This window comes from Stenotrophomonas sp. GD03958 (assembly GCF_029839005.1).
Lineage (GTDB): Bacteria > Pseudomonadota > Gammaproteobacteria > Xanthomonadales > Xanthomonadaceae > Stenotrophomonas > Stenotrophomonas hibiscicola.
Genome location: NZ_JAOBZT010000015.1, coordinates 1 through 12,046, shown reverse-complemented (window position 1 = coordinate 12,046; position 12,046 = coordinate 1). Strand labels below are relative to the sequence as shown.

Here is a 12,046-nt window from a genome sequence, read left to right as displayed (position 1 = left end):
AAGGGTCGGACGCCCGTTCGCACCGGGTTAATGATTCCCCGGCACGAGTCAACGTTCAGTCTTCTTCGGCGGTCGAGCCGGCCCGTTCGGCGTGGCATTGCGGGTCCCAGGCCGTACCGGGAAGCAGTTGCCAACGATTCCTGTTGGCCATGCCGATGTCGATCACTTTGGCCGGGTCCACGCAGGGACTCATTGCATCGTCCAGCACCAGCAGCCAGCGCTTGTCCGGCGCTTCGGCGAGCCAAGGGCCGGCATCGTGCCATTGCTCGGCCCAAGGCCGCTTGAAGCCGAACTCGCGCACCGCGCGGTCGGCCTGCAGCAGGTTCTGCTCGCGCCAGGCGACCAGCGCCAGTTCGGCGTCCGGCCCGATCCGTGCGCCGACCCGGCGCATCAGCGCCGACGCCGAAGCGTAGGGATCCAGCGCCGGAATCAACACCAGGCCGTAGAGCATCCACAGCATGCCGTGGGTCAGCAGCACCAGCGTTGCGGCGCGGCGCACCCGCAGCCACACGATCAGCGTGGCCAGGGCGATGGCGAAGGTCAGCAGGCCATCGCCCAGCACCGGCAGCAGCGTATCGGGCATTGCCCGGCGCTCAAGCTGCGCAAGGGCCCAGGGGTGCTCGGTCAACAGCATGACGCCGAGCACGCCGGTGGCCAGCATCAGCACCACGCTGTAGCCGAACAGGTAGCGGCGCACGCACAGCCGGCGCAGCAGGCCCGGCAGCAGTGGCGCCGCCGCCAGTGCCATTGCCGGCAGCATCGGCAGCACATACACCTCGCGCTTGCCCGGGCTGGCGCTGAAGAACACCAGCACCAGAATGGCCCAGCCGAGCAGCAGCCACTGCCGGCGGTCGCCTCGGCGGAGGCGGCGCCACCAGGGTCTGAACAGCATCGGCAGCAACAGGCTGCCGGGCAGCCACAGGGTCAGGATCACCTGCAGGTAGTACCAGACCGGTTGGCGGTGGTGCCAGGCGTTGGCATAGCGGGTACCGGTCTGCTTGAACAACAGCTCATGCGCGTAGGCCTGCAGTTCGGCGCTGGGCGTGTGCAGCAGGGCCCAGCCCAGCGGCGCAAGCCACACCGACACGCCCAGCAGGAAGGCCGGGATCAGCCACAGCAGCGTTGCCGGGTGCGGACCATCCCCCCTGAGGCCGCGGCAACGCTGGTACAGCCACCAGCCGAACCATGGCAGCACCATCAACAGCGGCAGGAAACCCACACCCTTGGTCACTGTCCCCAGGCCGGCCGCGAAACCCGCCAGCCACAGTGCGGGCAGGTTGCAGCGCTCGCAGAGATGGCGCATCAGGCCCCACAGGGCCACCGTGGTCATGCCCACCAGCACCATGTCGATCTGCGCGCGCTTGGCCATCAGCCCGAACTGCAGGGTGCAGAACAGCGCCGCCAAGGCATACAGGGAATGCCGTGGTGACCACAGCCGGCGTGCGAGATCCGACGCCAGCCACAGGCTGAGCAGGGCGCCCAGCAGCGACGGCAGCAGGAACGACCACTGCCAGCTGCCGACGATCTCGTAGGCCGCCGCCTGCAGCCACATGAAGACCGGCGGCTTCTCCGCATACAGCTCCACTCCCCGGTGCGGCAGCAGCCATTGCCCGCTTTCGACCATGGTCCGGGCCGCCAGCACGAAGCGCGGCTCGTCCGGTGGCTGCGGCTGCCGAAGGCCGATCCCCGCTGCCAGCGCAGCAACGATCAACAGCCACAACAGGGGCAGGCGCCAACGGCGGGGCAGGGCTACGGGCACGGCAGGCTCCGGGAGCAAAACGGCCATTCTGAGGTGGCAGGGGTGGGAAAAGCGTCAGAGCGGGGCCGGGGCGACCGCATTCCGACATGCGCGGCGCTACCATGGTACGAACTTCCGTGGGTGTTTCGTGCATGCGTCTGTTGGTGATCGAGGACAACCGCCAGCTGGTAGCCAACCTGTTCGACTATTTCGAGTCGCGCGGGCATGTGCTTGACGTGGCCCCGGATGGCATCACCGGCCTGCACCTGGCCGGCAGCCACCCTTACGACGCCGTGATCCTGGACTGGATGCTGCCGCGCATGGAGGGCCCGGAGGTGCTGCGCCGGCTGCGCGCCGAGCGAGCATCGGAAGTGCCGGTGATCATGCTGACCGCGCGTGACGAGCTGCCGGACAAGATTGCCGGCTTCCGCGCCGGTGCCGACGACTACCTGACCAAGCCGTTCGCGCTGCCAGAACTGGAGGTGCGGCTGGAGGCGCTGTTGCTGCGTGCGCAGGGCCGCAACCCGCGCAAGCGCCTGCAGGTGGGCGACCTGGTACTGGATCTGGCAACGCTGGAGGCCCAGCGTGGGGGCCAGCTGCTGCACCTGTACCCGGCCTGCCGCAAATTGCTGGAAGTGCTGATGCGGGCCAGCCCGGGGGCGGTGACACGACAGCAGCTGGAGTTCGCCCTGTGGGGCGATGAGCCGCCGGATGGTGACCTGCTGCGCTCGCACGTCTACGAGTTGCGTCGCAGCGTCGACGGCCCGTTCGCCAAGAAACTGATCCACACGCTGCCGCGGGTGGGCTACCGGTTGGCGGTGAGTTCCACCAGCGATGCCGGCAAGGATGACGATGAAGGCGCGTAAGCCGGGCCCGTTGTACCGTCGGGTCGTGTGGTGGTTGCTGGGCTATCTGGCGCTGCTTTCACTGGCGGTGTTCAGCGTTGGCAACTATGTGCACGAGCATGCCGAGCACGCCGCCTGGCGCGCACTGCTCAACTCCGAACTGGACAGCATCGTCGAGCACGTCGAGCATGAGCCGCATTACCGCTGGCAGGATTCGGACACGCTCAGCCTGTATCGCTTCGATGCGGTCAACCTGCCCGACGCTTTGCGTACGTTGCATCCGGGGCTGCATGACGGCGTAATGATCAAGGGCCGTGAGACGGCGGTGATGGTGCGCGAAACCGAGTCGATGGGCCGGGTCGCGCTGGTTCTGGACATTTCCGATTTTCATGATCTGGAACAGTTCGCCACGCGCTGGGTGATGCTGGCCGGGGTGATCATGATCTTCGTCACCGTACTGATGGCGTCGTTCGGCATGGAACGCATGGTGCGCCCGCTGAGCCTGCTGGCACAGCACATCGCCGCGTTGCGGCCGGGCGTGCAGGGCCAGCGCATCGAGGTCGATCCACGCGGCAGTTCCGAACTGCATACCATCGCCGATGCACTGAACGATTACCTTGACCGCAATGAGCAGTTCGTCGAGCGTGAGCGGGTCTTCATCAGCACCGCCAGCCACGAACTGCGCACGCCGATCGCCGTGATGACCGGTGCCGCCGAACTGGCACTGGAGCAACCGGGCCTGCCCGAGCGCGCCCGCCAGCAGATGCAGCGGGTGTTGCGCACGGCGCAGAGCGTGGAGCAGTTGATCGAGCTGCTGTTGGTGCTGGCGCGCGATCCGGCGCGCCTGGCGGCGCGTGCCGAGCGCATCGCGCTGGACCAGCTGCTGCCGGAGATCGTCGACGACCATCGCCACCTCCTCGGCGACAAGGACCTGAGCATCGGTATCCAGGCCGCGCCGGTGGATATCGTCGCGCCGATGGCGGTGGTGCAGGCGGCGATCGGCAACCTGCTGCGCAATGCCATCGAGAACAGCGGTCGCGGCCATATCGAACTGCAGCTGAGTCCGTCGGCGGTGCTGACCCTGCAGGACCCCGGGCACGGCATGAGCCCGGAGGAGATCGCGGCGATCCATGCACGCATGGCCCGCGGCGGGCGTGCCGACCGTGGCAGCGGCATCGGCCTGGACCTGATCGCGCGGCTGTGTGAACACCTGGGCTGGACACTGCAGTTGCAGCCCTGCGAGCCGCGCGGGACACGCGTCACCCTGGACTTTGGCGCTTCGCGCCCCGCCTGATCAAGCGGCCGACCTGCTCCGCGCTGCGGCATGACCCGGCGTGAAGACAGTGTTAATCTGGACCTGCGCCGCTTTATGCGGCGCTTTTTTTTCCGCTCTTTCGATCGACAGAGGATCCCATGCCGACCGAACCCGCTACCGCCCTGATCAGCAACGATATCGTTGGACTGGGCCTGATCGCCGCCACCCTGGCCCTGATCTTCTGGGCTGCCAGTGGTCCGACCCCCTTGTTGAAGAAGATCTTCGCCTGGGTGCCGGCGCTGCTGCTGTGCTACTTCATTCCCGCCATCTACAACACCGCCGGTGTCATCGATGGCCACAACACCTCGCTGTACAACCCGGTCGCGCGTGACGTGCTGCTGCCGGCTGCACTGGTCTTGCTGACCCTGTCGATCGATCTGAAAGGCGTCATCAAGCTCGGCCCGAAGCTGTTGCTCGTGTTCTGTGCCGGTACCGCTGGCATCATGCTCGGCGCAATCGTCTCGTTCCAGCTGATGAAGCTGATCCACCCGGAAACCGTGGCCGGTGATACCTGGGCCGGCATGGCCGCGCTGGCAGGCAGCTGGATCGGTGGCGGCGCCAACATGGTGGCCATGCGCGAGGTGTTCGGCACCGACGCCACCACCTTCGGCCAGTTCGCCGTGGTCGACGTGGCCTGTGCCAGCCTGTGGATGGCGATCCTGCTGTTCCTGGCCAACCGCGCGCAGCAGATCGATACCCGCAACGGGGCCGACACCCGCGCCATCGACGAGATGAAGGCGCGCATCAGTGCCTACGAGGCGCAGAACGCGCGCATTCCCAGCATGACCGACCTGATGGTGATCGTCGGCGTGGCACTGGGCGGCGTCGGCCTGGCCCATGCCATCGCCGCGCCGCTGGCGGGCTGGTTCAAGACCAATGTCAGCTGGGCCAGCCAGTTCAGCCTGGATAGCCAGTTCGTGTGGGTGATCCTGCTGTCGACAGCGATGGGCCTGGGCCTGAGCTTCACTCGTGCGCGCCGGCTGGAAGCCGCAGGCGCTTCGCGGCTGGGCACTGTGTTCCTGTACTTCCTGATCGCCTGCATCGGCATGCAGATGAACCTGCTGTCGCTGCTGGACCGGCCGTGGCTGTTCCTGCTCGGCGCGATCTGGATGGCCACGCATGTGCTGGTGCTGTGGGTGGTGGCCAAGCTGCTGCGCGCGCCGCTGTTCTTCTTCGCGATCGGTTCGCAGGGCAACATCGGCGCAGCCGCTTCGGCCCCCGTGGTGGCCGCAGCGTTCCATCCGACGCTGGCTCCGGTGGGCGTGCTGCTGGGCACGGTGGGCTACGCCACCGGCACCGGGCTGGCCTATGTCACTGGCCTGATCCTGAAGTGGATGGCCAACGGCTGAGTCCGGGCCGCCCCGGCGTCATGCTTGCGTAGATCCACGCCATGCGTGGATGCATTTCATGGGCCTCCATGAACATGGAAGGGGTCAGACCCGTTTCCCGGAGGAAACGGATCTGACCCCTGATGCATCTCGCCGTCACCGGAAATCTGTCGAAGGTGGGGTGGTGTCGGATGGCGGGGTGTCCGCGGCATGGATGCCGCGGCCAAGCCCCCAGGGATGGGTTTACGGCGTCCCCGCCATCCGACACCACCTCGCCAAGCACACAGAAACCCAGAGCCGACGCCTCAGCTGTTGCCGTTGCTCCGGCCTCTGCGGGCGCCGGGCGGCAAGCCCGGCACCCACACCCAACCCTCAACAGCAGCGGCCACCATTGCGCCCACCGTAGCGCGCTTCCTGGCGTTCGCGGAAGAACGTCTTGTAGTCCATTGGCTCCTGGTCCGGGTGCTTTTCCAGCATGTGCCGGACATAGTTGTCGTAATCGGGAATGCCACAGCACAGACGTGCGGTCTGCACCAGGCGCCGCCAGATGCGGCGGTGCGCCTGGTACTGGCCGGCGGGAACCAGTTGCGTGCTCATCACAGATCCACCATTTCGTGCGGCTTCAGTGCCACGTAAGGGGTCTCGCGGTCGCTGCGCTGCGGATTGCGGCGTGCCGCCAGGATGGTCTTGATCGAATACACCAGCACAGCGCCCACCACCAGCAGGAACAGCGCGGTCAGGCCGGTGTTGACGTAGGCGTTGACCACGATCTGCTTCATCTGCGCCACCGATTTGGCCGGTGCGGTGATGGTGTCGCTGGCAATGGCAGCCTGGAACTTGTGTGCCTGGGCCAGGAACCCCTGTGCCGGGTTGCTGTCGAAGATCTTGATGAAGCCGGCATAGGTGGTGCAGATCAGCAGCCACACTGCCGGTACCGCAGTGACCCATGCGTAGCGGTCACGCTTCATCTTGAACAGCACCACGGTGCCCAGCATCAGTGCGATACCCGCCAGCATCTGGTTGGAGATGCCGAACAGCGGCCACAGCGTCTGGATGCCGCCGAACGGATCGACCACGCCGGTATAGAGCAGGTAGCCCCACAGTGCCACGCAACCCGCAGTGCCGATGATGTTGGCGGTCCACGATTCGGTCTTCTTCAGGGCAGGCACGAAATTGCCCAGCAGGTCCTGCAGCATGAAGCGTCCGGCACGGGTGCCGGCGTCCACTGCGGTCAGGATGAACAGTGCTTCGAACAGGATCGCGAAGTGGTACCAGAACGCCATCATCGCGTCGCTGCCACTGGGAATCGCTTCGTGCAGGATCTGCGCGATGCCCACCGCCAGCGTTGGCGCACCACCGGCGCGATGCAGGATGGTCGGTTCACCGATCGCCGCCGCGGTCGCGGTCAGTTGTTCGGGCGTGATGGTGAAGCCCCAGGTGTTGGTGATGTAGTGCGCCGCCGAGGCCGCATCGGCACCGATCACCGCCGCCGGGCTGTTCATCGCGAAGTAGATGCCCGGATCGATGATCGAGGCCGCGACCAGCGCCATCACCGCCACGAACGATTCCATCAGCATGCCGCCGTAGCCGATGTAGCGCATGTGCGCTTCATTGGCCAGCAGCTTCGGCGTGGTGCCGGACGAAATCAGCGCATGGAAGCCCGACACCGCACCGCAGGCGATGGTGATGAACAGGAACGGGAACATGCCGCCCTTCCACACTGGGCCATCACCGCTGGCGGCGAACTGGCTCAGCGCCGGCATCTTCAGTTCCGGCATCACGATCAGGATGCCGACGGCCAGCGCGATGATGGTACCGATCTTGAGGAAGGTCGACAGGTAGTCGCGCGGGGCCAGCAGCAGCCACACCGGCAGCACCGAGGCGACGAAGCCGTAGCCGATCAGCATCCAGGTGATCTGGGTGCCGGTGAAGGTGAACGCCGGGCCCCACACCGGGTCGGCGGCGACCTTGCCGCCGTACCAGATTGCGGCCAGCAGCAGGATCAGGCCGACCACCGAGATCTCGCCGATCCTGCCAGGGCGGATATAGCGCATGTAGACGCCCATCAGGATCGCGATGGGCATCGTCGCGATCACCGTGAACATGCCCCACGGGCTTTCGGCCAGCGCCTTGACCACCACCATCGCCAGCACCGCCAGGATGATGATCATGATCAGGAACGCACCGAACAGGGCGATGGTGCCGGGTACCTGGCCCATCTCCTCGCGCACCAGGTCACCCAGCGAGCGGCCGTTGCGACGGCTGGACAGGAACAGCACCATGAAGTCCTGCACTGCGCCGGCCAGCACCACGCCCACCACCAGCCACAGCAGGCCGGGCAGGTAGCCCATCTGCGCGGCCAGCACCGGGCCGACCAACGGGCCGGCGCCGGCAATGGCGGCGAAGTGGTGGCCGAACAGCACGTGCTTGTTGGTCGGCACGTAGTCCAGGCCATCGTTGTTGATCACCGCCGGGGTGGCCCGGGTCGGATCCAGCTGCATCACCTTGTTGGCGATGAACAGGCTGTAGAAGCGGTAGGCGACCAGGTACAGCGAAACCGCGGCGACGACGATCCACAGCGCATTGATGTGCTCGCCGCGGCGCAGTGCCACGGTGCCCAGACAGAATGCGCCGAGCAGGGCGAGTACCGCCCAGCCCAGTTTTGAAAACCCTTTCATGAGGTGCTCTCTCCCGGAAAGACAGTCAAAGAGTCCCGCTTGCCTTCGACAGGGTCAATTGGCGCAGGACGAATCGGCGGTAGTACTTTGGTCGTACGTTCGTTGTGCTGACGTGCAGCGAACATCAGGGATGGAACAATCGGTTGCGGCGCCATCCATTGGCGTACGGCCGTATGGCGTCCATCTTCACTGGCATCCATCCAACAGGAGTCGCCATGAGCCTTCCCGAACCGGCCCGCGTGCTGCGCACCATCCGCGGCCTGCCCACCTCCGACGGTGCTGGCGTGCGCCTGACCCGCGTCATCGGCGGCCCCACGCTGCCCGATCTGGATCCGTTCCTGCTGCTCGATGAATTCGGAACCGACCGCGCCGAGGATTACATCGCCGGCTTCCCGGAACATCCGCACCGCGGTTTCGAGACCGTCACCTACATGCTCGACGGGCGCATGCGGCATCGCGACAACCACGGCAACGAAGGCCTGCTGACCCCGGGCAGCGTGCAGTGGATGACCGCTGGGCGTGGCCTGGTGCATTCGGAGATGCCCGAGCAGGAAAGCGGGCAGATGCGCGGCTTCCAGCTGTGGGTGAACCTGCCGGCAAAGGAGAAGATGACTGACCCGAAGTACCAGGAATTCGCGCCCGAGCGGATTCCGGTGGTGCAGCCGGAGCCGGGTGTGACAGTGAAGGTGATTGCCGGCAGCGTGGACGGCACCCGGGGTCCGATCGTGCAACCGGCCACCAATCCGCTCTACCTCGACATCACCTTGGTGCCTGATCGGGCCTGGACCTACACGCTGCCGGAAGGGCACAACGCCTTTGCCTACGTGTTCGAGGGCGGGCTGACGGTGGGCGAGCAGGACGCTGCGCGCGACGTTGCACGCCAGGAACTGGCGGTGTTGGGCGGAGGCGAGCAACTGCACCTCTCGGCGGGCAGTGAAGGCGCGCGGTTGATCCTGGTTGCCGGCCGTCCGCTGCGCGAACCGGTGATGCGCCATGGCCCCTTCGTGATGAACACGCGGCAGGAACTGATGCAGGCCTTCGTCGACTTCCAGGAAGGCAAGTTCTGATGGATTGCGCCGGGCATGGCCCGTCGAAAGAAGCCGGCAACGCCGCCGGGCCACGCCCGGCGGACGTCCCGCGAGTCGGATCCTGCGGGGATGCTGCCAGGCAGTCATCCCCGTCACCTTCAGCGCCCCGCGGCCACGGCTGACGGGGTCAGGCTCATGCCCTGCGCCAACTGCTGCAGCGAGCCCAGCTCCTGGGCGCTGTCCGGGTACAGCGAAATCTGCGCGTAGCGCTTCTTGTCCAGCTTGACCACGCTGATGCGGCGCTCGGCATAGCCGGGCGGCTGCTGGCCACCGAGATCGGGCTGGTACCAGTAAAGCGGTTCACCGCCGAAGCTGCCTTTTTCCTGGCGCAGTGCCCGGTTCAACGGAATATCAGGGTCACGCGCGCTGAGCATCAGGCTCAGTACCTCGCGTCCATCCCCGGTGCTGGCGCGGCAGACCAGAAGGTCGGCCAACACCTGCTGCTGCCACTGCAGGCCACTGCTGGCCGGCAACGAAGGACATTCCGCGGGAGCCTGCGCGGCAGCCTGGGCCGCGGCGAACAGCAGGCTCGACAACACTACAGGCGCGAACTTCATGCATCCCCCAAGGTGGTCGGTCGTGTGGCTCCACCAGATGGACTGGCGGCCGTGGCATCCCATCCCCGGATGCCGCCCCGCCCGGCGTGTGCACGGACGGTCAACTCAACCTTAACGGAACGTGAGCGATCGCACAAATCGAAGTTGCAGACGTAACCATTGCGGCCGATGGTCGGCCGCAATGGTGCGCACAGGCCTCAGCGGTCGTTGCCGATCCACTTGTAGATGATGCCGCCGATCGCGCCGCCCAGCAGCGGGGCGACCCAGAACAGCCACAACTGGCTTACTGCGCCGCTGCCGGCGAAGAAGGCCACGGCGGTGGAACGGGCCGGGTTCACCGAGGTGTTGGTGACCGGGATGCTGATCAGGTGGATCAGGGTCAGCGACAGGCCGATCGCCAGTGGCGCAAAGCCAGCCGGCGCCTTGCCATGGGTGGCGCCCATGATCACGATCAGGAACACGGCGGTCAGCACCACTTCGCACAGGAAGGCCGCTGCCACGCTGTAACCGCCAGGCGACAGCGCGCCATACCCATTGCTGGCGAACGCACCGGCCTGGCTGCCATCGTTGGCGAAGCCGCTGGCCCCCGACGCGATCTGCAGCAGGATGAAGCCGGCCAGCAGGCCGCCAGCCACCTGGGCGATGATGTACGGCACGAGGTCCTTGGTCGGGAAGCGGCCGCCGGCCCACAGGCCGACGCTGACTGCCGGATTGAAGTGCGCGCCGGAGATATGGCCGAACGCATAGGCGCCGGTCACCACGGTCAGGCCAAAGGCCAGGGCGACGCCGAGGAACCCGATACCCAGCGGATTGCCGTCGCCACCGAACTTGGCGGCCAGCACCGCGCTGCCACAGCCGCCCAACACCAGCCAGAACGTGCCGAGGAATTCGGCGGACAAGCGTTTACCCATGCTCATGTGTTGCACTCCTTTGAGGGCGAAAGTGTGATTTATGTCACATTTCAGTGATCAGCGGGTGACTGTAGCGTCAACGCCGGGTGCAGGGATACACCCTCGGATGTGTGCAACACGCGATGTTCAATACTGCGGCAGCGGAATGAACTCCTTGTCGTCGCCCGGAATGGTGCCGAATCGGCCGGCCTCCCAATCGTGCTTGGCCTGCTCGATGCGCTCCTTCGAGCTGGATACGAAGTTCCACCAGAGGTGGCGCGGGCCATCCAGCGGCTCGCCACCGAACAGCATCGCCTTCACCGGCGTCTTCGCGCGCAGGCGGCCGCGTGCGCCGGCCTCGGGAATCACCAGATGCTGTGCAGGGATGTCCACGCCATCCAGCTGTGCGTCGCCTTCGAGGATGTACAGCGCGCGCTCGCGGTGGCCGTCATCGATATCGATCTCCGCATCCGGGTCGAGATCGATCGCCACGTTGAGGGTATCGGCGAACACCTTCACCGGCGATTCCTCGCCATAGGCGCGGCCGGCGATCACCCGCAGCCAGGCACCGTTGCGGCGCTGCTCGGGCAGCGTAGCCGCGGCATGGTGGTAGAAGGCCGGTTCGATTTCCTCGTGCGATTTCGGCAGCGCCACCCAGGTCTGCATGCCGTGGATCGGGTTGTCGTGGGCGCGGTCCGGTTGCGGTGTCCGCTCGGAATGGGCAATGCCGCGACCAGCGGTCATCCAGTTGACGTCGCCGGGACGGATCACCTGGTCCGACCCCAGCGTGTCGCGGTGGCCGATCGCGCCCGACCACAGGTAGGTCACGGTGGCCAGGCCGATATGTGGATGCGGGCGCACGTCGATGGCGGTGCCGGGGTGCATGAGTGCCGGGCCCATCTGGTCGACGAACACGAACGAGCCGATGCTGCGCGCCTGCAGGGTGGGGACGGCGCGACGGACTTCGAGGCCGCCGATGTCGTGCACGCGCGGGGCGATGATGGTGGTCATGCGGGCGTTCTCGCTGGCAGGGATCAGGTGGTGAGCATCGCATGCAGCTGTGACGGGTACATGCCCCGTATGGGTAACACGTTGTTCCAGCCAACGGCGCAGCCCCTCGTGGCTGTGGGGTTGGTCGCTGAAGGCAGAAGCAAGATCAAAAGCCGCGATTGGCCGGGCGGGTGGGTGGCGCAGGGGACGCTGCAAGTCCCCCTCCGGGGCCCAGCCCAGCCGCTGGCGGCTGTGCGTTCGGTCGCTCGCGAAGCAGTGCTTCGCAAGCAAAGCGCCCTCACCCATGTAAGCTCGATCGCCGCATCCATGCGGCTCACGCCCCTGCGCCACCCACCCGCCCGACCTCTGACAGTTTCCGTGTGCTGTCCAGCCACGGAGAAGAAAAAGAAAATCAAAAGCAAACGCCGGTCGCTTCGCTCGCATCCACGCATGGCGTGGATCAAGCGTGTCGACCAAGGTCGACACCTACAGCAACCGCAGCTGACCCACCGTCATCGGGGAACTGTCAGGGGCGGGGCGGTGTCGGGTTGCGGGGTGTCCGCGGCATGGATGCCGCGGCCAAGCCCCCAAGGTGAAGTGACCCCCGAGACTTGGAC

Annotated in this window: 10 protein-coding genes; 4 read left to right on the top strand and 6 right to left on the bottom strand. The window is 66.2% G+C overall.

The features are described 5' to 3' along the window. Positions 1-55: 55 nt before the first annotated feature. Positions 56-1,759, bottom strand: coding sequence for a glycosyltransferase family 39 protein (locus N5C25_RS06785; RefSeq protein WP_279936664.1), 1,704 nt, complete (start codon positions 1,757-1,759; stop codon positions 56-58). Between the two features lie 131 nt (positions 1,760-1,890). On the opposite strand from N5C25_RS06785, the gene N5C25_RS06780 reads away from it, so the two are divergent. From N5C25_RS06780 to N5C25_RS06770, 3 genes are all read left to right on the top strand, one after another. Continuing rightward, entirely contained in the window at positions 1,891-2,604 is a 714-nt protein-coding gene (locus N5C25_RS06780) for a response regulator transcription factor (protein WP_058981001.1), read from the top strand. After that, positions 2,591-3,877, top strand: coding sequence for a HAMP domain-containing sensor histidine kinase (locus N5C25_RS06775; RefSeq protein ID WP_019662180.1), 1,287 nt, complete (start codon positions 2,591-2,593; stop codon positions 3,875-3,877). Before N5C25_RS06780 ends, N5C25_RS06775 begins: the two co-directional genes overlap by 14 nt. Before the next feature lie 119 nt (positions 3,878-3,996). After that, on the top strand, positions 3,997-5,247 hold the full coding sequence (locus tag N5C25_RS06770) for a DUF819 family protein (protein WP_262212671.1): 1,251 nt from the start codon (positions 3,997-3,999) through the stop codon (positions 5,245-5,247). A 351-nt stretch (positions 5,248-5,598) separates the two neighbouring features. Here N5C25_RS06770 and N5C25_RS06765 read toward each other — a convergent pair whose 3' ends face one another. Further along, positions 5,599-5,823, bottom strand: a complete 225-nt coding sequence (locus tag N5C25_RS06765; RefSeq protein ID WP_005410613.1) for a CstA-like transporter-associated (seleno)protein — start codon at positions 5,821-5,823, stop codon at positions 5,599-5,601. Beyond that, positions 5,823-7,904, bottom strand: coding sequence for a carbon starvation CstA family protein (locus N5C25_RS06760; RefSeq protein WP_279936663.1), 2,082 nt, complete (start codon positions 7,902-7,904; stop codon positions 5,823-5,825). Before N5C25_RS06760 ends, N5C25_RS06765 begins: the two co-directional genes overlap by 1 nt. Positions 7,905-8,119: 215 nt before the next feature. On the opposite strand from N5C25_RS06760, the gene N5C25_RS06755 reads away from it, so the two are divergent. Further along, positions 8,120-8,971, top strand: coding sequence for a pirin family protein (locus N5C25_RS06755; protein WP_164144787.1), 852 nt, complete (start codon positions 8,120-8,122; stop codon positions 8,969-8,971). A gap of 119 nt (positions 8,972-9,090) precedes the next feature. On the opposite strand, the gene N5C25_RS06750 is transcribed toward N5C25_RS06755, so the two are convergent. From N5C25_RS06750 to N5C25_RS06740, 3 genes are all read right to left on the bottom strand, one after another. Next, entirely contained in the window at positions 9,091-9,549 is a 459-nt protein-coding gene (locus tag N5C25_RS06750; RefSeq protein WP_019662176.1) for a hypothetical protein, read from the bottom strand. 197 nt (positions 9,550-9,746) lie between these two features. Next, entirely contained in the window at positions 9,747-10,466 is a 720-nt protein-coding gene (gene aqpZ / locus N5C25_RS06745) for an aquaporin Z (protein ID WP_262212675.1), read from the bottom strand. A 120-nt stretch (positions 10,467-10,586) separates the two neighbouring features. After that, on the bottom strand, positions 10,587-11,450 hold the full coding sequence (locus tag N5C25_RS06740) for a pirin family protein (RefSeq protein ID WP_021203180.1): 864 nt from the start codon (positions 11,448-11,450) through the stop codon (positions 10,587-10,589). Positions 11,451-12,046 lie beyond the last annotated feature (596 nt).